This is a genomic window from Tistrella mobilis (assembly GCF_039634785.1).
Lineage (GTDB): Bacteria > Pseudomonadota > Alphaproteobacteria > Tistrellales > Tistrellaceae > Tistrella > Tistrella mobilis.
This window is the reverse complement of sequence record NZ_JBBIAB010000010.1, coordinates 43,704-64,231: the sequence shown is the minus strand read 5'-3', so window position 1 is coordinate 64,231 and position 20,528 is coordinate 43,704. Positions and strand designations below refer to the sequence as shown.

The 20,528-nt window shown below is 66.3% G+C and carries 16 protein-coding genes and 4 tRNA genes; 17 read left to right on the top strand and 3 right to left on the bottom strand.

Translation table 11 applies throughout. The features are described 5' to 3' along the window. Nucleotides 1-15: 15 nt before the first annotated feature. Complete coding sequence (locus WI697_RS15730) at nt 16-354, bottom strand: P-II family nitrogen regulator (protein ID WP_014745508.1); 339 nt, start codon at nt 352-354, stop codon at nt 16-18. 435 nt (nt 355-789) lie between these two features. Between WI697_RS15730 and WI697_RS15725 the strand changes: the two genes are divergently transcribed. Beyond that, nucleotides 790-1,977 (top strand): aminotransferase, encoded by a 1,188-nt coding sequence (locus WI697_RS15725; RefSeq protein ID WP_345959086.1) that lies wholly within the window; start codon nt 790-792, stop codon nt 1,975-1,977. A gap of 79 nt (nt 1,978-2,056) precedes the next feature. Continuing rightward, nucleotides 2,057-2,133: transfer RNA gene (locus WI697_RS15720), tRNA-His, on the top strand. A 134-nt stretch (nt 2,134-2,267) separates the two neighbouring features. Here WI697_RS15720 and WI697_RS15715 read toward each other — a convergent pair. Both WI697_RS15715 and WI697_RS15710 read right to left on the bottom strand, forming a co-directional pair. Further along, nucleotides 2,268-2,870 carry an endonuclease/exonuclease/phosphatase family protein gene (locus WI697_RS15715; protein WP_345959085.1) on the bottom strand — a complete coding sequence of 201 codons (603 nt, stop codon included), beginning with the start codon at nt 2,868-2,870 and terminating at the stop codon, nt 2,268-2,270. Nucleotides 2,871-2,881: 11 nt separating this feature from the next. Beyond that, nucleotides 2,882-3,250 carry a hypothetical protein gene (locus WI697_RS15710; RefSeq protein WP_345959084.1) on the bottom strand — a complete coding sequence of 123 codons (369 nt, stop codon included), beginning with the start codon at nt 3,248-3,250 and terminating at the stop codon, nt 2,882-2,884. Between the two features lie 175 nt (nt 3,251-3,425). Between WI697_RS15710 and WI697_RS15705 the strand changes: the two genes are divergently transcribed. The 15 genes from WI697_RS15705 to WI697_RS15635 all read left to right on the top strand — a co-directional run bounded on the left by WI697_RS15705 (nt 3,426) and on the right by WI697_RS15635 (nt 20,474). After that, entirely contained in the window at nt 3,426-5,009 is a 1,584-nt protein-coding gene (locus tag WI697_RS15705) for an NAD(P)H-hydrate dehydratase (RefSeq protein ID WP_345959083.1), read from the top strand. 104 nt (nt 5,010-5,113) lie between these two features. Next, a complete protein-coding gene (locus WI697_RS15700) occupies nt 5,114-6,622 on the top strand; it encodes a malonyl-CoA decarboxylase domain-containing protein (protein WP_345959082.1) in 1,509 nt (502 codons plus the stop codon). Between the two features lie 84 nt (nt 6,623-6,706). Continuing rightward, nucleotides 6,707-6,791: transfer RNA gene (locus WI697_RS15695), tRNA-Leu, on the top strand. 46 nt (nt 6,792-6,837) lie between these two features. Then, nucleotides 6,838-7,881 carry an acyltransferase family protein gene (locus tag WI697_RS15690; RefSeq protein ID WP_345959081.1) on the top strand — a complete coding sequence of 348 codons (1,044 nt, stop codon included), beginning with the start codon at nt 6,838-6,840 and terminating at the stop codon, nt 7,879-7,881. Nucleotides 7,882-8,020: 139 nt separating this feature from the next. After that, complete coding sequence (locus tag WI697_RS15685) at nt 8,021-9,640, top strand: hypothetical protein (RefSeq protein WP_345959080.1); 1,620 nt, start codon at nt 8,021-8,023, stop codon at nt 9,638-9,640. A 251-nt stretch (nt 9,641-9,891) separates the two neighbouring features. Further along, nucleotides 9,892-11,250 carry a trigger factor gene (gene tig, locus WI697_RS15680; RefSeq protein ID WP_062761124.1) on the top strand — a complete coding sequence of 453 codons (1,359 nt, stop codon included), beginning with the start codon at nt 9,892-9,894 and terminating at the stop codon, nt 11,248-11,250. A 125-nt stretch (nt 11,251-11,375) separates the two neighbouring features. Further along, nucleotides 11,376-12,008, top strand: a complete 633-nt coding sequence (gene clpP / locus WI697_RS15675) for an ATP-dependent Clp endopeptidase proteolytic subunit ClpP (protein WP_014745499.1) — start codon at nt 11,376-11,378, stop codon at nt 12,006-12,008. 411 nt (nt 12,009-12,419) lie between these two features. Beyond that, the gene (gene clpX, locus WI697_RS15670) at nt 12,420-13,688 is read left to right on the top strand and encodes an ATP-dependent Clp protease ATP-binding subunit ClpX (RefSeq protein WP_014745498.1); all 1,269 of its coding nucleotides are present in this window, start codon (nt 12,420-12,422) and stop codon (nt 13,686-13,688) included. A gap of 217 nt (nt 13,689-13,905) precedes the next feature. After that, on the top strand, nt 13,906-16,326 hold the full coding sequence (gene lon / locus WI697_RS15665) for an endopeptidase La (RefSeq protein ID WP_062761132.1): 2,421 nt from the start codon (nt 13,906-13,908) through the stop codon (nt 16,324-16,326). A 214-nt stretch (nt 16,327-16,540) separates the two neighbouring features. Further along, the gene (locus tag WI697_RS15660; protein ID WP_014745496.1) at nt 16,541-16,816 is read left to right on the top strand and encodes an HU family DNA-binding protein; all 276 of its coding nucleotides are present in this window, start codon (nt 16,541-16,543) and stop codon (nt 16,814-16,816) included. Between the two features lie 309 nt (nt 16,817-17,125). Continuing rightward, nucleotides 17,126-17,202 (top strand) — tRNA-Val (locus tag WI697_RS15655). A gap of 170 nt (nt 17,203-17,372) precedes the next feature. Further along, nucleotides 17,373-18,926 (top strand): flavin-containing monooxygenase, encoded by a 1,554-nt coding sequence (locus tag WI697_RS15650; RefSeq protein ID WP_345959079.1) that lies wholly within the window; start codon nt 17,373-17,375, stop codon nt 18,924-18,926. A gap of 70 nt (nt 18,927-18,996) precedes the next feature. Beyond that, nucleotides 18,997-19,073 (top strand) — tRNA-Asp (locus WI697_RS15645). 481 nt (nt 19,074-19,554) lie between these two features. Continuing rightward, a complete protein-coding gene (locus WI697_RS15640; protein WP_062761420.1) occupies nt 19,555-19,920 on the top strand; it encodes an NADH-quinone oxidoreductase subunit A in 366 nt (121 codons plus the stop codon). A gap of 29 nt (nt 19,921-19,949) precedes the next feature. Next, nucleotides 19,950-20,474 carry a NuoB/complex I 20 kDa subunit family protein gene (locus WI697_RS15635; RefSeq protein ID WP_086015164.1) on the top strand — a complete coding sequence of 175 codons (525 nt, stop codon included), beginning with the start codon at nt 19,950-19,952 and terminating at the stop codon, nt 20,472-20,474. The last annotated feature ends 54 nt before the right edge of the window (nt 20,475-20,528 follow it).

Below are 20,528 nucleotides of genomic sequence, written 5' to 3'. Positions count from 1 at the left end.
ACCCCGCAAAACCGGTCAGAGGGCGTCGTTGCCACGCTCACCGGTGCGGATGCGGATGGCATCCTCCACCGGCGTCACGAAGATCTTGCCGTCGCCGATCCGGCCGGTATGAGCGGCCTGCTGGATGGCTTCGATCGCGCGCTCGACCTGGGCGTCGCCGACCACGATCTCGATCTTCACCTTGGGCAGGAAGTCGACGACGTATTCGGCACCACGATACAGCTCGGTGTGACCCTTCTGGCGCCCGAAGCCCTTGGCTTCGGTCACGGTCATGCCCTGAAGGCCGATCTCGTGCAGCGCCTCCTTCACCTCGTCGAGCTTGAAGGGCTTGATGATGGCTTCGATCTTCTTCATCTCGGCGGCTACTCTCGTCAGTCGCGCGCATGAACCGGAAGATCCGGGCCCCTGGATCCGGCTGCCGATCATGGCGGCCAGGACCTGCGGGACCTGGGGCGGGGGGTGCCGGTCATGCGCTGGACGCGCCCGAGCCGTACACCGGCAGGTGGCGCGCACCACCCACGCCGACCAACGTTTGCACGTGCCGTGCCAAACCCCGCAAGTCACTGGTACATCACGGACCAGCCCGCCCGGAGGCACAGGCGCAGCGCGGAGGTCCATGGGCTTTGGCTAAAACACGGGCAGATGCTGCCCAAAACACGGGCAGTCGGGCCAGCATCTGTGCGGCCGCCTTGTCGGATGGCCCGGCTTCTGCGATCCTCGGGACCTCATCTCTCTTCAACCCAACCCGTGATTGATAAATCCGGGTCGGCGCATCAGCAGGAACGGGCCGTGCAGTTCGCCAATCAGATCCTCTCCGGCTATGGCACCACCATCTTTACCGTGATGAGCGCGCTTGCGCAGGAGCACGGGGCCGTCAATCTCGGCCAGGGCTTCCCCGACTGGGAAGGACCCGAGGAGGTGCGGCGCGTGGCCGCCGACGCCCTCATGGCCGGCGGCAACCAGTATCCGCCGATGGCGGGGATCCCCGAGCTGCGCCGGGCGGTGGCCGAGCATGACCACCGCTTCTACGGTATCGAGGTCGACCCGATGCGCGAGGTGATCGTGACCTCGGGGGCGACCGAGGCCCTGGCAGCGGCCCTGCTGGGCCTGCTCAACCCCGGCGACGAGGTCGTGCTGATCGAGCCGCTCTATGACAGCTATCTGCCGATCGTGCAGCTGGCGGGCGCGGTGCCGAAGCTGGTGCGGGTGGAGCCGCCGCACTGGCAGCTGCCGCGCGAGGCGCTGACGGCCGCCTTCGGGCCCAAGACCCGCATGCTGCTGATGAATTCGCCGATGAACCCCACCGGCAAGGTGTTCAGCGACGACGATCTCACCTTCCTGGCCGATCTGGTCAAGGCGCACAACGCGGTCGTCGTCTGCGACGAGGTGCATGAGCATCTGGTTTTCGACGGCCGGGCACACCGGCCGATGATGACCCTGCCCGGCATGCGCGAGCGTACCGTCCGGGTCGGCTCTGCCGGCAAGACCTTTTCGCTCACCGGCTGGAAAGTCGGCTACCTGGTCGCCGACGCGCCGATCGCCGCCGCCCTCGGCCGGGCGCATCAGTTCCTGACCTTCACCACCGCGCCCAATCTCCAGCGGGCCGTCGCCCATGGCCTGACCATGGACCGCAGCTATTTCGACGGTCTGGCAGCCGATCTCGCCGCCAAGCGCGATCTGCTCTCGGCCGGGCTGCGCCGGGTGGGCTTTGATGTGCTGGCGGCGGAAGGCACCTATTTCATCGGCGCCGACATCCGGCCGCTGGTCGGCGACATGGATGACGTGGAGTTCAGCCGCCGTCTGACGGTGGAGGCCGGGGTGACCTGCCTGCCGTTCAGCGCCTTCTATCAGGCGGGCGACATCCGCAACTTCGTCCGCTTCTGCTTCTGTAAGCGGGAAAGCGTTCTGGAAGAGGCGGTTGCCCGGCTGGAGCGCTTCTTTGCCGCCGGCGGCTTTCAGCAGGCCCGCAGCGCCTGAGCCGAAAAACTCAGGGCGCCGCTTCACAAACCGCTTGACCCGCCACGGGCTGGCGTATTAGAGAAGCGGCACTCCGGTGGCGGGTGTAGCTCAGTTGGTTAGAGCGCCAGATTGTGGCTCTGGAGGCCGTGGGTTCAAATCCCATCACTCGCCCCACTCCCCCTCTTGCCGTTCAGAACGGCGCGGCGGTCGAGACCCGGACTAAAGACTTGAGAAAGGCGTGGATCCCTGCGGGGTCTGCGCCTTTTGTCTTTTCAGGCCAGGCGGCCGGTTACCGAACGACGCACGGCTCAGAGAGGCAGATCGATCAGCAGGGCGTCATGGTCGGAGAGGCCGTCATGCGGCAGGATGCGGACCGATGGCTGCGGCAGGATGTCGGCAACCAGCACCCGGTCGAGACGAAGCCTGAGCGGACCCAGGCGGAAGCTGCCCCCGATGGGGGTGGCATCGTGCCAGCCGGACAGGTGCAGGGCTTCGGGCCAGTTGAGGTCGCCTGCGATCAGGGCAGGGCGGTGGCCCGCCACCACACCCAGCTCCCGCCGACGGGCGAGAGGGCCATGGGAGAGCTGCAGATTGGCGGCGACCGGCCCATCGGGCACAAGTCGGAAAAGCTGCGCCACGCGCGGCCAGGGCCAGCCACCGAAACTCAACGGCTGAACCGGCCCGACCGGACCGTGCCGCCGCCAGAGGAGATGGCCTTCAGCACTCTGGCGGAGCGGGAAGGCGGCGGTGAAGGCCGATGCTCCGCCCAGCAGCCGGCCGAGCGCCGGACCGTCCTCAGGCCGGGTTTCCTGCGCCATCAGCAGCTCCACCCCAAGATCCCGCAGTCGTTCGGCGATGCCTCTGAGGCGGCGGCCGTCGGGGCGCTTCAGGTTCCAGCAGAGGATGCGCATGACTGCGGCGATCAGCCGGCAGGCGGTGCGCTGCGCTTCTCGGCCAGAGCGACGAAACCGCGGGCAAGATCGGCCAGGGCGTGTTCCGAGCGCTCGCGATGCTCGTTCAGGGCCGCTTCCAGCCGGGCGAGCCGCTCTTCGATCTCGGCGATGCGGCCGTCATCCACCGGTGCGGCCGCTGCGGCGGCCGGCGCCGGGGCGGTGGGATCCCCCCAGCTGGTGCTCTCTGCGGCATGAACGGCCTGGGCTTCGGCGAAGGCACGGATCGCCTCGGCGAGCCAGATGCCGAGCGTCTGCCCGGACGCCTGGGCGGCGCGTTTGGCGATGTCGCGGGCGTCTCGGTCGACGCCTTTCACGCTCCAGGGCGGTGTGGTCGCCATCGTCTCCAGGGCCTCCGGGGGTGATTGGGGTCCATGTCGGGCAGTGTGACATTCCGAACTTTAGGTGTGGGGCAGGATTCTTGTCAAAGCCGGCCCGCACGTCGAAGATGCGGGGCGTGCCGTACGGGCCCTTGTCCGCGCGGCTGTCGCCGATTGCCGGAAGGACCCCCGCGCCATGAGCCACGAGCTGTTGACCTGTGCCGAGATGGGCCGCGCCGACCAGGCCACCATCGCCGGTGGCACCGCCGGCATCACGCTGATGGAAGCGGCCGGGGCAGCCGTGGCGCAGGAGGTGATGGCTGCCCTTGGGCCGCAACCGAGGCGTGTTCTCGTGCTGGCGGGCCCCGGCAATAACGGCGGCGATGGCTGGGTGGCCGCCCGGCATCTCGCCACGGCCGGTTGGCCGGTGGAGGTGGCGTCGATGGTGGCACGCGGGGCGCTTCGGGGCGATGCCCGTCTGGCCGCTGATCAGTGGATGGGCAGCGTGCTGCCGATTTCTGAGGCAGCCGCCCGTTTTGCGGCCGCGCCCGACGAGACCGCGCCACCGGTGGTGATCGATGCGCTGTTCGGGGCCGGGCTGTCGCGGCCGATCGAGGGGGAGGTGGCCGATCTTCTGGCCTCGCTCGCCGCCTCGCCGGCGGCGGTGGTCGCGGTCGATGTGCCGAGCGGCGTGTCGGGGGATGACGGCGCGGTGATGGGCATGGCGGCGCCGGCCATGTTGACCGTGTCGTTCTTCAGGCCCAAGCCCGGCCATTGGCTGATGCCGGGCCGCGCCCTGCGTGGCCGGCTGGTGATCGCCGATATCGGCATTCAGGACGGGGTGCTGCGCGAGATTACGCCGGTGACCATGCTCAACCGGCCGTCGCTCTGGCGCCACGCCCTGGGTGCGCCCGTCGCCTCGGACCATAAATACCGGCGCGGCCATCTGGTGGTGGCGGGCGGCCCGCCCGAGACGGCGGGGGCGGCGCGGCTTGCGGCCCGGGCGGGCCTGCGGGCCGGGGCCGGGCTGGTGACGATCGCCTGCCTGTCGGATGCGCTCTCTATCTACGCCGGCGCCGACCCTGCGGTGATGACCCGGGTGGCGCCGACCCCTGAAGCCTTCGAGCAGCTGCTCCGCGATCGCAAGGTGGCGGCGGCCGTGCTGGGGCCGGGGCAGGGGGTGGATGCGCTGACCCGCGACTGGGTGCGCCGGGCACTGGCCCGGCTGCCGGCCGCGGTGCTGGATGCCGACGCGCTGACCGCCTTTGCGGCGACACCCGACCTGCTGTTCGACCAGATCCGCGAAGTGACCGGCGACGGGGCACGGGTGGTGCTGACGCCGCATGACGGCGAGTTTGCCCGGATCTTTCCCGACCTGTCCGATGCCGGCCGCCTGGATCGGGCCCGGATGGCCGCCGACCGTACCGGGGCGGTGGTGGTGCTGAAAGGGGCCGACAGTGTGATCGCGGCACCCGGCGGGGCCGGGGCCGGGAGTGGTGGCGGGGCGCGCATCGCGATCAATGGTAATGCGCCGGCGCGCCTTGCGACCGCCGGGGCAGGGGATGTGCTGGCCGGCATCACCGGTGGCCTGCTGGCCCAGGGGCTGCCGGCCTTCGAGGCTGCGGCCGCGGCAGTGTGGCTGCATGGCGCCGCCGCCCGCCGCCTGCCGCGCGGGCTGATCGCAGAAGACCTGCCCGATGCCCTGCCTGCGGTGCTGGATGCGGTGGCGCCGGGCACCGACCCGACCCTCGATCCGCTGGGCTTCGGGCTCGACGGCTGAGATGCCACGAAAGCTTCACCACTCGCGGGCATGTCAAGACTTGAACGCGGAGGTCCGCATCCCCTGATCCTCTGGAGGGCCGCAAGAGCCGAAGGAGGACCGCCGTGACCGACACCGTGACGCCAGTGCAGACAGCCGTGCAGACCACACTTCCCGTTCACGCCGGAGCTGCCGTCACGCCGCCCCCTGCGACCGATGCCGGTGCCGAGGGGCCGGGCTTTTTCGACCGGACCCTGGACCGGCTGAACCGGCTGTGGCGCGAGGTCTCGCAGCAGGCGCGGGCGCGCATCGGTGCGCCGATCCGCCCCGACCTGCCGGCCGAGGATCTGGACCGGATCCGGGCGCTGATCCGTCAGTCGCTGGATGCCGTGGGCGGCGAGGTGTCGGCACGGGCGCGCACGGCCGAACTGGGACAGGTCTATCTGGGGCTGGCCCCGAAGGGCAAAGCTGCCCTCCTTGGCCTGCTCGCCAATGAATTCGACGTGCCGCCGGGCGAGTTGGATACCGCCATGCTGGCGGTGCGCGAGGCGGGGACGAACCAGACGGCGCGGGTGGCGGCACTGGAGCGGCTGCGGGCGACGCTGGTCAGCCCGCGGGCCCGATTGCTGCGCCAGTTCAGCAGCCTGCCCCAGGGCGTGAAGTTCCTGGTGGATCTGCGCGCCGACCTGCTGCCGCTGGCCCGCACCGACCCGGCCGCGCGGGGCATGGAGCACGAACTGCGCGAGGTGCTGTCGGGCCTGTTCGACATTGGTCTCCTGGACCTGACCCGGATCACCTGGGATGCGCCTGCCGCCCTGCTCGAAAAGCTGATCGAATACGAGGCGGTGCACGAGATCCGTTCGTGGTCGGATCTGCGCAACCGGCTGGAAAGCGACCGGCGTTGCTATGCCTTCTTCCATCCCAAGATGCCGCGCGAGCCGCTGATCTTCGTGGAAGTGGCCCTGGTCAAGGGCCTGGCCAACGATGTTCACACCCTGCTGGACGAGGCGGCGCCGACAGCCGACCCGGAAGCCGCCGACACGGCGATCTTCTATTCGATTTCGAATGCCCAGAAGGGCCTGGCGGGTTTCAGCTTCGGCAATTTCCTGATCAAGCGGGTGGTCGAGGACCTGTCCCATGATCTGCCCAATCTCAAGACCTTTGCGACCCTGTCGCCGATCCCCGGCTTCAGGGCCTGGCTGGACGAGTGCCTGGCGGCGAGCGGCGAGGGACTCATCTCCGAAGCGGAACGGTCGAGGCTGAAGGCCGCCCTGCCCCGAGAAGCGGAGGGGCATCCGCTCGCCCTCGCGCTGGAGCGCGACTGGCCGGGCGAGCCCCAGCTTGCCGAGGCTTTGAAGGCACCGCTGATGCGGCTGGCGGCCCGCTATCTTACCCAGGAGAAGACCCGCGGCCGGGCACGGGACGGCGTGGCGCATTTCCACCTGTCCAATGGTGCGCGGGTGGAGCGGATCAACTGGCGCGCCGATCTCAGCGCCAAGGGGGTTCGTCAGTCAGCCGGCATGATGGTCAACTATCTCTACAAGCGCGGCGAGATCGAGGATAACCACGAAGCCTATACCGGGGGCGCGCATGAGGTCCGGGCCGGTTCGGCCGTACGGGGGCTGTTGCGCTGATCCGGAAGCGGTGGACGTCTTGACCCTGGACATCTTGACCACTGGCAACTCCGCGGGCCGGCGTGCTATATCCACCGCCGGTTCGCGGGCGTGGCGGAATTGGCAGACGCGCGAGATTTAGGTTCTCGTGCCGGAAGGTGTGTGGGTTCGAGTCCCACCGCCCGCACCATCCTTTCCCTGATTTCAGTCTTCGGGCGCGCCCCGGGCATCCGGATATGACCAGCCTGCCGACCATCTTTCATGTCCAGTATCTGCGCATCGCGGCAGCCATGATGGTCGTGTTGCTCCATGCCAGTCACAGCTATGTCGTACACCTGCAGGGCAGAGGTCTGCCCGTCTTTCTGGACGGGCAGAAGGGCGTCGACCTGTTCTTCGTGATCAGCGGCTTCGTCATGACCTGCATGACGGCGCGGGACGATGTGCGGCCGGGCGATTTCTTCCTGCGGCGGCTGACGCGGGTCGCCCCGCCTTACTGGATCGTGACCGCGGCGGTGCTGGCGCTCGCGATCCTGGCACCGTCGATCTTCCACACGATGGGGCTGGACGCCGCCCATGTGGCGGCATCCTTCGCATTCCTGCCCTGGACGCATCCGGAGACGGGCACGGCCTTGCCGCTGTTCCAGCTCGGCTGGTCGCTGAACCTCGAACTTGAATTCTATCTGCTGTTCGCTCTGGTGCTGGCCGTGCTGCCCTCCCGCCGCGTCGCGGCGATGGTCACCATCGTGGCCGGGTTGGTGGCGGCGGGTCTGATCTTTCGTCCCGGCGTGGCGGCATTTCGGGTCTGGACCTCGCCGATCCTGGTCGACTTCGTGCTGGGGATGGCGGTCGCGGTCGCCTTCCTCGGCCGGATGCGGCTGTCGCGTCCGGCGGGTCTGATCCTGCTGACGGCCGGATCGGTTGCTCTTTTCATGACACCGGCCCCGCAGACGACCTATGACCTCTGGCGGTGGCTGACCGCCGGGGTTCCCGCAGCGGTCATCCTGCTGGCGGCGGTGATGCTGGAGAAGGGCGGGCATGTCCGGCGGATCGGATGGCTTCGCGTTCTGGGTGATGCCTCCTATGCCCTTTATCTGTGCCATTATTTTGCGATCGGCGCAGTGCGGGCGATCTGGCCCCCGGCCGCCGCCGACGGGTCGATTGGCGGGACTCTGTTCCTGGCGGCGGCAGCTGTGCTGTCACTCGTCGGATCGGTCTTTTTTCGTCTGGTGATCGAAAAGCCGGTCGTCGATACCGTCCGCCGGATGGTGGTGCGCAAATAGGCAGGATCTGATGTCAAGGCTCGAGAAGTGCCGCGTTGTTGCAGCACCACTATGAGCACGTCTCCGCATGTTTTGCGATATCTCTGGTGATGAATGCGGTTGCATTCGTTGTTTTCCAGTAGATGCACGGAGACGGAAAATGCCGACCTCCTCGGATGACGTGACTTACCTCGCCCCTTATCTCGGTGGAGTCTCCCGGACTCTGACGAGCAAGCTTGCTGAATACGTGACGCCCGAGGATTTCGGGGCGGTGGGCAACGGCAGTGCCGATGATACGGCCGCTGTCCAGGCGGCCCTGAACAGCGGCCGCGATGTGGCGCTGGTGTCGCGCTATCTGGTAACCGATACCGTGGACGTGATTACCCGTGGCCAGCGCATCTTCGGCCTGACGGGGCCGGGGACGACTTCACGGGCGTCGATCCAGATGGCGTCGACCAGCACGGCCGCTATCGTGATGAATGTTCGGGCACATTCGGTCAATCTCGAGAACTTCGTGATGATCGGTCGCGACCAGAACGAAAGCGGCACGGTGGTCATCTTCGCCGAGGAAGACTATCTGGTGACGCCCGACGGCAAGAACAACGGCGATGTCGATCTCAAGATCACTTCATGCGTGCTCGGCCGGGCCAATACGCTGATCCGGATCAAGGGCCGGGGGCTGAACGTCACCCAGTGCAATCTGGTTTCGTTCACACATGGGATCGAGCTCGACTGGCCGGATGAACAGGAGCCGGATGCCGACCCGCTGGATCCCTCGCGTTTCAACCCCGGGCCCAACTTCGACAACAAGCTGGCCGGGGGCATGCGGGCCTATATGATCCGCGACAACCGCTTTCACGCGGGTTCGGGCGGCTATCTCGTGCGCAATATCGGCTGGAACGCCTCGCGTATTCACGGGATCCAGTTCTCGGGGAACTATATCGACACCAATTGCCGGATCTTCGAGGGTGCGGCGAACGAGTCGCTCTTCACCGACAATCTGCTGATCCACTCGATCGCTCCGAACTTCCTGTTCGCGATATCGGGCGGTGACAACATCCGGATCGGCGGCAACGTCTTCTACGGCATGACGGACAACGCGGCCGGCACGCCCGAGGCCGGGACCGGCGATACCCGCGAGATCCTCGGCGGCGTGCTGCTCTCCGGCGTGAGCAACGTCTCGATCGAGGGCAACCACTTCAAGCGTGTCGTGCGGGATGTGCTCTCCCTGAGCGGAACCTGCCGGAACATCCTGTTCCGGGGTAATGTCATGAAGGATGTCTGCCTGAGCAACAACGACACCGAGAGCGATCCCACGCCACCATCGCGCTACGTGGTCCGGGTCAATGGCCCTGTGACCGGTCTCATCGTCTCGGAGAACTCGGTCGACAATGCGCCGATGGCGCGGAACGAGCCGCTGATCGGTTTCGCGACCAGCACGGCAGCTGCCGCCGGTCTTGTCGTCCGGGACAACCTTCTCCCCGCATATATGGACGCGCAACAGCCGGCAGCGAACTGGAATCAGGTCGTCGGAAGTGCGAGCCGCCAGGTGGCAGCCTATGATGGTGACGGAGAGACGTCGAAGACGGTGTCCCTCACCTTTGAGCCCGCATTCGTGGCCGTCGTCGCTGTGACCGGAAGCGATCGCGGGCGCACGATGTCTGTCTCGGCGATCTCGCCTGCCGGTTATGATCAGGTCGAGATCTCGGGTAAGGAGATCACCGTCAAGGGCGGCTGGAACAGCGCAGGCATCTCTTACACGCTCCATGCCTTCACCTGAACCGACGTGCGGCGCCCCGCGGGAATGATCCCGCCGGGCGCCGGTTTTCGCAGCGTATTGGACTTGCGTAACCGGGTGATTTCGTGCCACATGGCTGCCGCCCGTGTCGTGGTGCAGTGCTGCCCGCGATCACGCCTCTTCGCGCACCCGGCGTTTCGTCCGGAGGCGATCCCGGCCGGCCCGGGATGCGCCTCCTTCCCCGCGACGCACCGGGTGCTGCCGCAGTCAACCGACCCTGTGAGACCGTTTTGATGCAGATCACCGAGACCAACGCCGAAGGGCTCAAGCGCGAATACAAGGTCGTCGTGCCGGCCGCTTCGATCGACGAGAAGATCGACGCCCGCATCGCCCAGATCGCGGCCACGATCAAGATGCCCGGCTTCCGTCCCGGTAAGATCCCGGCCAAGGTCGTGAAGCAGCGCTACGGCTCCTCGGTGATGGGCGAGGTGCTGGAAGAGGCGGTGAACGAGACCTCGCGCAACGTGCTGGACCAGAACAATCTGCGTCCGGCCACCCAGCCGAAGATCGAGATCACGGCCTTCGACGAGGGCCAGGATCTTGAATACAGCATGGTCGTCGAGATCATGCCGGAATTCGAGCTGGGCGATTTCTCGGATGTCGAACTGGTCCGCGAGGCGGCCGAGGTCGACGAGAAGGAAGTCGACGAGGCGCTGGAGCGCATTGCCGCCGCCAATCGTGAGTTCGAGACCGTCGAGGATCGCGCCGCCGAGAACGGCGACCAGGTGGTCATCGACTTCAAGGGCTTCGTCGACGGCGAGGCTTTCCAGGGTGGCGAGGCCGAAGGCTATGCGCTGGCTCTGGGTTCGGGCACCTTCATCCCGGGCTTCGAGGATCAGCTGCTCGGCGCCAAGGCCGGCGAGGAGCGCAAGGTCGAGGTCTCCTTCCCCGAGGACTATGGGGCGGAGCACCTGGCCGGCAAGGCCGCCGTCTTCGAGACCACCGTCAAGGAAGTCCAGGCGCCCAAGACCGCCGGTATCGACGATGCCCTGGCCGAGAAGCTGGGCCTCGACAACCTGGATGCGCTGAAGGCGGCGATCCGCGACGACTTCCGCGGCCGTTACGACCAGATCTCGCGCCAGAAGCTGAAGCGTGCGCTGCTGGATGCGCTCGCCGGCCGCTACGAATTCGAGGTGCCCGCCGGCATGCTCGAGGCCGAATTCGAAGGCATCTGGAAGCAGCTGACCGACGAGATGGCCCGCACCGGCCAGACCTTCGAGAGCATGGAAAAGACCGAGGACGAGGTCCGCGAGGAGTATCGTGCGATCGCCCTGCGTCGGGTTCGTCTGGGTCTGGTCCTTGCAGAAGTCGGTCGCGTGAACGATGTTCAGGTGGCGGACGAAGAGGTCAACCGCGCCCTGATCGAGCAGGCGCGCCGCTTCCCCGGTCAGGAAGCGCGGGTGATCGAGTATTACCAGAAGAATCCGGATGCGCTGCGTGCGCTCCGGGCGCCGATCTTCGAGGACAAGGTCGTCGACCATATCCTCGCCCAGGCGAAGGTCGAAGAGAAGGTCGTCAGCGCCGAGGATCTGATGAAGGATCCCGACGAGGACGGTGAGGCCGGAGAGGCGTCGGACAAGTCCGAGGCCTGATCCGCCGCCCTGCCGAGAGACCGTCCGCGACCGCCCCCGTAGCCCGAGGGCGGTCGTGACGTCTCAAGCGCCCGGCAGGGGCTTTGTGAAGATCGGTGATGTCAGTCGAGGGGAGCGGAAAGCGCATGAGCGACATGCTCGATACCTACATGAATTCGCTGGTGCCGATGGTGGTCGAGCAGACCAACCGGGGCGAGCGCGCCTATGACATCTATTCGCGTCTTCTGAAAGAGCGCATCATCTTTCTGACCGGGCCAGTCGAGGACAATGTTTCGAGCCTCATCACCGCCCAGCTGCTCTTCCTGGAGAGCGAGAACCCGAAGAAGGATATTTCCTTCTACATCAACTCGCCGGGCGGCGTGGTGACCTCGGGCCTCGCGATCTACGACACGATGCAGTACATCCGCTGCGACGTGCAGACCCTGTGCATCGGCCAGGCGGCATCGATGGGCTCGCTGCTGCTGGCCGGCGGCGCGCCGGGCAAGCGCTTCGCGCTGCCCAACGCCCGGATCATGGTCCATCAGCCCTCGGGCGGGTTCCGTGGCCAGGCGACCGACATCGAGATCCATGCCCGTGAAATCCTGAAGCTGCGTGCCCGGCTGAACGAGATTTACGTTCAGCACACCGGCCGCCCGCTGGAGGAAGTCGAGCGGGCCATGGAGCGCGACAACTTCATGTCGCCCGAAGAGGCCAAGGCCTTCGGCCTGATCGACACGGTCGTGGCCCAGCGGCCGAAGGCCGAGGATACCGCCTCCTGACCGACGGCCGACCGGTCGATGTCGCGCGTGATCGTCCGTCCGCGCGGCATCCGGCCGGAACGGCTGCCGATGGGGCGTTCCGCCACATGACGTCGGGGCGTTCCGCCACATGCAACCCGCCACCGCGCGCACGCGATGGCGGGTTCTTCATGTCCGGGGTGGGGGCTGGAAGCATCGCCCGATGATTTTTCCCCCTTTGGCAAGCGCGAGCTGCGCATTACATTTCCATTGACCGCGGCATGCTGAAGATGTTGCGGTCTCCCGGTCCGGACCCCCGCACCGGCAGACGACCCGGGGCGCGTTCCCGAAGCCAGGACGGTTCATCGTCGGTCTGCCGCTTTTTAGGGTTTGTGCCCGGGCGCGACCGGCGGCTAACATGGGCGCCGGGCAGAGCCAACGAGTGGAGACACGATGACCAAGTCCAGCGGCGGCGACGGCAAGAACACACTTTATTGCTCGTTCTGCGGCAAGAGCCAGCACGAGGTGCGGAAGCTGATCGCCGGTCCAACGGTGTTCATCTGCGACGAGTGTGTAGAGCTCTGCATGGACATCATCCGCGAGGAGAGCAAGACCTCGCTGGTCAAGACGCGTGATCGCGGACCGACCCCGAAGGACATCTTCAACGTCCTGGACGATTATGTGATCGGCCAGGAGCAGGCGAAGCGGATCCTCTCGGTCGCGGTGTACAATCACTACAAGCGTCTGAACCAGGGCGGCAAGGGTGCCGAGGTCGAACTCGCCAAGTCCAACATCCTGCTGATCGGCCCGACCGGTTGCGGCAAGACGCTGCTGGCCCAGACCCTGGCCCGCATCCTCGACGTGCCGTTCACCATGTCGGACGCGACCACGCTGACCGAAGCCGGCTATGTCGGCGAGGACGTCGAGAACATCATCCTGAAGCTGCTTCAGGCCGCCGATTACAATGTCGAGCGGGCGCAGCGCGGCATCGTCTATATCGACGAGGTCGACAAGATCAGCCGCAAATCCGACAACCCGTCGATCACCCGCGATGTGTCGGGCGAGGGCGTCCAGCAGGCGCTGCTGAAGATCATGGAAGGCACCGTCGCCTCCGTGCCGCCGCAGGGCGGGCGTAAGCATCCGCAGCAGGAGTTCCTGCAGGTCGATACGACCAACATCCTGTTCATCGTGGGCGGGGCGTTCGTCGGCCTCGACCGGATCATCAATGATCGCGGCCGCAAGACCTCGATCGGCTTCGGTGCGAATGTCGAGCCGGTGGAAACCCGCCGCTCGGGCGACGTGCTGCGCCAGGTCGAGCCCGAGGATCTGCTGAAGTTCGGCCTGATCCCCGAATTCGTCGGCCGTCTGCCGGTGATCGCCACGCTGCACGACCTGGACCGCGACGCACTGGTCCAGATCCTCACCAAGCCCAAGAACGCGCTGCTGAAGCAGTATCAGCGTCTCTTCGAGCTGGAGAACGTGCATCTGACCTTCTCCGACGACGCGCTGGGTGCCATCGCCGAGCGCGCGATCGAGCGCAAGACCGGCGCGCGCGGCCTGCGCGCCATCATGGAAGAGATCCTGCTCGACACGATGTTCGATCTGCCCGACCTCGACGGGGTCGAAGAGATCGTCGTCAATCGGGAGGTCGTTGAAGGCCGGGCCAAGCCTCTCCATATCTATGCGGACCGGCGGGGCGACGTGGGCGGCAACGCTTCCTGATCCCTGCGACAGTTCGGCCGCGGCACGGTCTGACCCGTGCCGGCTGTGATGCCCCGGCCATCGCCGGCCTCTGCACGAGGCGGCGTGGCCGGCATCCGGTGGGCGCGTGTGCGCGGCCTCAACAGGAATCGGGCCGATGTGACGTCGAGGCGCCATGTCGGCCTTCCGGGGCCGCGTGTCCGACGCCGTGCCGATTCCGATAAATGCGAGACTGGCCATGACCGAAACTCATCGCACGCACACCTACCCGGTCCTGCCGCTGCGCGACATCGTCGTCTTTCCGCATATGATCGTGCCGCTTTTCGTCGGCCGCGAGAAGTCGGTGCGCGCGCTCGAGGAGGTGATGCGCAGCGACAAGCAGATCCTGCTGCTGGCGCAGAAGGATGCCGCCCAGGAGGATCCGGGCGCCGACGACATCTACATGGTCGGCACCATCGGCACCGTGCTGCAGCTGCTGAAGCTGCCCGACGGCACCGTCAAGGTGCTGATCGAAGGCGCCAGCCGCGCGCGGGTCGACCGCCTCATCTCGGACGGCGACTATTTCCAGGCGGAAGCCCAGGCGATCGCCGAGGGCGAGGATGCCGGCCGCGAGGTCGAGGCGCTGTCGCGCTCGGTCGTGGCCGAGTTCGAGCAGTATGTGAAGCTCAACAAGAAGATCCCGCCCGAGGTTCTGGTCACCCTGAACCAGATCGAGGAGCCGGCGAAGCTCGCCGACACCATCGCCTCGCATCTGTCGCTCAAGGTGGCGGAGAAGCAGGAACTGCTCGAGACCCCGACCGTGGTCGAGCGGCTGGAGCGGATCTATGCCCATATCGAGGGCGAGATCGAGGTCCTGCAGGTCGAGAAGCGCATCCGGTCGCGCGTCAAGCGCCAGATGGAGAAGACTCAGCGCGAGTACTATCTCAACGAGCAGCTGAAGGCGATCCAGAAGGAGCTGGGCGAGGGCGAGGACGGCCGCGACGAGAGCGCCGAAATCGAGGAGCGCATCCGCAAGGCGCGCATGCCCAAGGAGGCCCATGACAAGGCCATGGCCGAGCTGAAGAAGCTCAAGACCATGAGCCCGATGTCGGCCGAGGCGACCGTGGTGCGCAACTATCTCGACTGGCTGACCGGCCTGCCGTGGAAGACCCGCTCCAAGGTCAAGAAGGACCTGAAATGGGCCGAAGAGGTCCTGAACCAGGATCATTACGGCCTTGAGAAGGTCAAGGAACGGATCATCGAGCATCTGGCCGTGCAGATGCGCGTCGCCAAGCTCAAGGGCCCGATCCTGTGCTTCGTCGGCCCTCCGGGTGTCGGCAAAACCTCGCTCGGCAAGTCGATCGCCCGGGCGACCGGCCGCGAATTCGTGCGCGTCAGCCTGGGCGGCGTGCGGGACGAGGCCGAGATCCGCGGTCATCGCCGGACCTATATCGGCTCGCTGCCGGGCAAGATCATCCAGTCGATGAAGAAGGCGGGCAAGACCAACCCGCTGTTCATGCTCGACGAGATCGACAAGCTCGGCGCCGACTTCCGCGGCGACCCGTCCTCGGCCCTGCTCGAGGTGCTGGACCCCGAGCAGAACGGTACCTTCGCCGACCACTATCTGGAGGTCGATTACGACCTGTCGGATGTGATGTTCATCTGCACGGCCAACAGCCTGCGTATGCCGCAGCCGCTGCTCGACCGCATGGAGATCATCCGCATCTCGGGCTACACCGAGGACGAGAAGGTCGAGATCACCCGGCGCCACCTGATCTCCAAGCAGGTCAAGGCCCAGGGGCTGAAGGAGGGCGAGTTCTCGATCTCCGACGGCGCGATCCGCGATCTGATCCGCTATTACACCCGTGAAGCCGGCGTGCGCAGCCTGGAACGCGAGATCGCCGGTCTGGCGCGCAAGGCGGTCAAGGAGCTGGTGATGGGCACCCGTAAGCAGGTGTCCATCACCTCGGCCAACCTCGACAAATACGCGGGCGTGCGGCGGTTCAAGTTCGGCGAGGCGGAGCTCGAGGACATGGTGGGCGCCGTGACCGGCCTTGCCTGGACCGAGGTCGGCGGCGACCTGCTGACCATCGAGGCGGTGAAGATGCCCGGCAAGGGCAAAGTCACCATCACCGGCAAGCTCGGCGAGGTCATGCAGGAAAGCATCCAGGCGGCGCGGTCCTATGTCCGCTCGCGCGCGGTGGACTATGGCATCCGGCCGACGGTGTTCGAGCAGGCCGACATCCATATCCACGTGCCCGAGGGCGCGACGCCGAAGGACGGTCCGTCGGCCGGTATCGCAATGGTGACCTCGATCGTCTCGGTGCTGACCGGCATTCCGGTGAACCGCAGTGTCGCCATGACCGGCGAGGTTACGCTGCGCGGTCGCGTGCTGCCGATCGGCGGCCTGAAGGAGAAACTGCTGGCGGCCCTGCATGGCGGCATCAAGACCGTGCTGATCCCGCGGGACAACGAGAAGGATCTGGCGGATATCCCGGCCAATGTGAAGAAGGGGCTGACCATCATCCCGGTCTCGCATGTCGATGATGTTCTGGCCCATGCCCTTCTGAAGCCCCTGACGCCGATCGAGTGGCCGGAGCGGACCGACGACAAGGCGGCCGACAGCAGCCGCGACGAGGCCTCGGACCAGGGCGAAGCGCCGGGTGCGCGGGCGCACTGAGCGCCTGCCGGACAGGGCGTGTACTTTTGGTTGAAGAGAACGGGAAGCCCTCGCGCCGATAGCGGTGCGAGGGCTGTTTTTTGGCGGATTTGTGCGGTTTTCGACGGGCTGGCCGATTGACGCGCTTCTGCCGGGGGATTTACACTCCCCCCTGGTCGACGTATCACCGAGGTGTGATTTTCGAACCGCCACTCCAAGAAGGGGAGCCTCAGAAGTGAACAAGAACGATCTCGTTGCGCGCGTGGCCGACAGCACCGGGCTGTCCAAGACCGACGCGGCCCGGGCCGTCGACGGCGTGTTCGATGCCATCACTGCGGCGCTGGCTGCGGATGACGAGGTGCGCCTGGTCGGCTTCGGCACGTTCAATGTCGCGACCCGCGCCGCCAGCGAAGGCCGCAACCCGCGGACCGGTGAAGCGATCACCATTCCGGCGTCGAAGCAGCCGAAGTTCCGTGCCGGCAAGGGGCTGAAGGACGCCGTGAACGGCTGATCCTGCCCGGACTGTTCCATGGACCACCCGGCGGCTGGACCCGCCCAAAAACACATAGATGCGCCGTTCAGGGCCATGCCAGGCCCGGGCCGAATGCAAGGCTGGCACCTCATCGAATTTCTGCGCGTACGGCGCCGTCCCTCACGACGCCGGACGCCGGCGGCGCCACAAGGTCCGCAGGATCGGATCGACCCTCTGGCGCCGCGATGCGGTTCGTGGCACCGCAGATGATCAGACGCGGCCGTTCGCTCCACCTGAAGGGGCGGACGGCCGTCGTTCACTGGTGGAGAATCTGCGGCGCCGTACGCCGGGCGATTAGCTCAGTTGGTCAGAGCGTCTCGCTTACACCGAGAAGGTCGGGGGTTCGAGCCCCTCATCGCCCACCAATATCCGCCGGACGTTCAAGCTTCCGGCAAATCTACACCGGGTTCATCAACTAAAACGTTTAATCCGTATCCTGAATTTCATATAGTGGGTGAAGAGCGGCCCGATTGCACATGGCGACGGATCATGATCGCCGGGCCGGCCGCTTCTGCCGCTGACGGGGAGAGCGGATATGAACGACCGGACGGTGACGTCGCGGACGCGCGGTCTGCGCGTTGTCATTATCGGCGCGGGCTTCGGCGGATTGTGTATGGCCATCCGCCTGCGTCAGGCGGGTTTTCAGGCCGTCACGATCCTTGAGAAGGGGGAGGCGCTGGGGGGCACCTGGCGCCAGAACACCTATCCGGGGGCCGGCTGTGATGTGCCCTCCCACCTCTATTCCTTCTCCTTCGCCCTGAAACCGGACTGGAGCCGCACCTATGCGCGCCAGCCCGAGATTCTGGCCTATATGGAAGAGACGGCCGATCGCTTCGGTCTGCGGCCGCTGATCCGTTTCGGAACGGCGGTCGAAGCCGCTGCCTTCGACGATCAGCGTGGTCTCTGGACCATCGATCTGGTCGGTGGCGGCCGGATGGAGGCGGAGGTGCTCATCTCGGCGGTGGGCCAGCTGGACCGCCCGGCCGTGCCCGATATTCCGGGTCGCGACAGCTTTGCCGGGCTGCAATTCCACTCGGCCTGCTGGCCGGGCGAGGTCGATCTCAAGGGGCGGCGTGTCGGCGTGGTCGGCAATGGCTCCAGTGCCGTGCAGCTGGTGCCCGAGATCGCGCCGGTCGCCAGGCATCTGACTGTGTTTCAGCGCAGCCCCGCCTGGATCGCGCCCAAGCCGGACCGCGCTTATACAGCGGCCGAAATCGCGCGGTTTCGCCGACGTCCGGCAGCCTTGCGGCTCCATCGCCTCGGCATCTTCCTGTCGCTGGAGAAGAACTTTCTCGTATTCGGTCGCAACGGCTTCGCGCGCCGCCGGTTCGAACGTCAGGCTCTGGCGACGCTGGCCCGCAAGGTGGCTGATCCGGTGCTGCGCCGGTGTCTGACGCCGGATTATCCCGCGGGCTGCAAGCGGATCGTGCTGTCCAACGACTGGTATGACACCCTGGCGCGTCCCGATGTCGACGTCGTCGCCCGCCGCATCACCCGGATCACGCCGGAAGCCGTGGAGACCGAGGAGGGCGGCCGTCATGCGCTCGATGTTCTGATCTGGGCCACCGGCTTCCGGACGACCGAGTTTCTGGTGCCGATGCGCATTGCCGGCCGGGGCGGGATCGACCTCCACGATGCATGGTCTGCAGGTGCCGAGGCACATCGGGGGGTGACGGTCGCAGGCTTCCCGAACTTCTTCATGCTCTTCGGCCCGAATACCAGCCTTGGACACAACTCGATCATCTTCATGCATGAGGTGCAGGCCGATTACGTGGTGCGCTGCCTGCAACGGCTGGTGGGCGAGGGGAGACGCCGGCCGGTGATGGATGTCCGGCCCGAGGCCATGGCCGGCTATAATCGCAAGCTCAGGGATGCCCTGGACCGCACCGTCTGGGCCGCCGGCTGCAACAGCTGGTACAAGACGGACGAGGGCCGCATCACCGCCCAGTGGTCGGGCTTCGCAAGCCGGTACTGGTGGGACATGCGCGGCGCACCGCTGGACGAGTACCTTTTTGCTGAAGCCGGGGAAGCGTCGTGGCCCGATGCGGCAGGCGGGCTTTTCGACCGGCGTGAGCATGCCGTGACATGAAATCGGCCCCCCTTGCGGAAAGGCGTTGACAGAGGGGGGCGGGACCGGATAAACACCGCGCATCGCCTGAGGGGGTGTAGCTCAGTTGGTTAGAGCGCCGGCCTGTCACGCCGGAGGCCGCGGGTTCAAGTCCCGTCACTCCCGCCAGCGATCTTCCGGGAACCAGTCAGATGGTCCCGGTAGCATTGTATGATCCGCGTGCTCACGCATGCAGAAACGTCTTCGGACGGTCGGCCTTCGGGTCGGGCCGCCTCATCAAGACCCGCGCATGTTCATGCGCACTCCGTGGGCCCGCCCGATCTTCGTCGGTGCGGGCCTGTTCGTTTTTGGCCGGAAGTCCTTGTGACAACGTGCGTGTCAAGCCTTGCCGCACTGCGATGCCGGGGCATATTCGTGGCTGAAAATGGGGATTTTGTTGGCGAGCACGTTCGCCTATAGTGAGGCCGCCGCGCGGGGGTACCCGTGGCGGACCATCGGGCGTGGCCGGCGGTATGGCGTTCTTCGCGCATGCAGCATGGCACCCGCCGGAACGGTCTGCCGGTCTGCCCCGCAGCGTCGCCGGCGATGTTCCGACCGTGACGGTCAGACCGCACCGGCCGGCATCCGCCTCAGGAGGGAAGCCTAGCCCATGCAGACCTTGCTGGCCGAGTACCTGCCGATCCTGATCTTCCTCGGCATCGCGACCGGTCTCTCCGCGGTGATCGTGATCGCTTCCTACTTCATCGCGCCCCAGCGGCCGGAAGCCGAGAAGCTCTCGGCTTACGAATGCGGCTTCGACGCGTTCGACGACAGCCGCGGTCAGTTCGACGTGCGGTTCTATCTGGTCGCGATCCTGTTCATCATCTTCGACCTTGAAGTCGCCTTCCTGTTCCCGTGGGCGGTGTCGCTCGGCGACATCGGCATGTTCGGCTTCTGGTCCATGATGCTGTTCCTGGGCGTGCTGACCATCGGCTTCATCTACGAGTGGAAGAAGGGGGCGCTGGAATGGGAGTGACCGATCCTCGCACCGCCTCGGCCGGGGCCATGGGGCACGGCCCCCTGGCCGGCGCCGATGCCGAGCGCGTGGTCGCGGCTGCGACTGACGAGCTGAAGGAAAACGGCTTCATCACCGCACGCCTGAACGAACTCGTCACCTGGGCGCGCACCGGCTCGCTCTGGCCGATGACGTTCGGTCTGGCCTGCTGCGCGGTGGAAATGATGCATGCCGCCGCCGCCCGCTACGATCTGGACCGTTTCGGCTTCCTGTTCCGGCCGAGCCCGCGCCAGTCTGACGTGATGATCGTGGCCGGCACGCTGACCAACAAGATGGCGCCCGCGCTCCGCAAGGTCTATGACCAGATGCCGGAGCCGAAATACGTCATTTCGATGGGCAGCTGCGCCAATGGCGGCGGCTACTATCACTACTCCTATTCGGTGGTCCGCGGCTGCGACCGGATCGTTCCGGTCGACATCTACGTGCCGGGCTGCCCGCCCACGGCTGAGGCGCTGGTCTACGGCGTGCTGCAGCTTCAGAAGAAGATTCGTCGCACCGGTACGCTCGAGCGCTGATTTCAGCGTTCGCGGCCGGAAAACAGCGGCGACGGGCACCGGACCGGAAAACCG

Bases quoted from the DNA above. Each gene is read 5' to 3' on its own strand.
- WI697_RS15730 (WP_014745508.1), bottom strand. From the start codon at position 354: ATGAAGAAGATCGAAGCCATCATCAAGCCCTTCAAGCTCGACGAGGTG.
- WI697_RS15715 (WP_345959085.1), bottom strand. From the start codon at position 2,870: ATGCGCATCCTCTGCTGGAACCTGAAGCGCCCCGACGGCCGCCGCCTC.
- WI697_RS15710 (WP_345959084.1), bottom strand. From the start codon at position 3,250: ATGGCGACCACACCGCCCTGGAGCGTGAAAGGCGTCGACCGAGACGCC.
- WI697_RS15705 (WP_345959083.1), top strand. From the start codon at position 3,426: ATGAGCCACGAGCTGTTGACCTGTGCCGAGATGGGCCGCGCCGACCAG.
- WI697_RS15690 (WP_345959081.1), top strand. From the start codon at position 6,838: ATGACCAGCCTGCCGACCATCTTTCATGTCCAGTATCTGCGCATCGCG.
- WI697_RS15685 (WP_345959080.1), top strand. From the start codon at position 8,021: ATGCCGACCTCCTCGGATGACGTGACTTACCTCGCCCCTTATCTCGGT.
- tig (WP_062761124.1), top strand. From the start codon at position 9,892: ATGCAGATCACCGAGACCAACGCCGAAGGGCTCAAGCGCGAATACAAG.
- clpP (WP_014745499.1), top strand. From the start codon at position 11,376: ATGAGCGACATGCTCGATACCTACATGAATTCGCTGGTGCCGATGGTG.
- clpX (WP_014745498.1), top strand. From the start codon at position 12,420: ATGACCAAGTCCAGCGGCGGCGACGGCAAGAACACACTTTATTGCTCG.
- lon (WP_062761132.1), top strand. From the start codon at position 13,906: ATGACCGAAACTCATCGCACGCACACCTACCCGGTCCTGCCGCTGCGC.
- WI697_RS15650 (WP_345959079.1), top strand. From the start codon at position 17,373: ATGAACGACCGGACGGTGACGTCGCGGACGCGCGGTCTGCGCGTTGTC.
- WI697_RS15640 (WP_062761420.1), top strand. From the start codon at position 19,555: ATGCAGACCTTGCTGGCCGAGTACCTGCCGATCCTGATCTTCCTCGGC.
- WI697_RS15635 (WP_086015164.1), top strand. From the start codon at position 19,950: ATGGGGCACGGCCCCCTGGCCGGCGCCGATGCCGAGCGCGTGGTCGCG.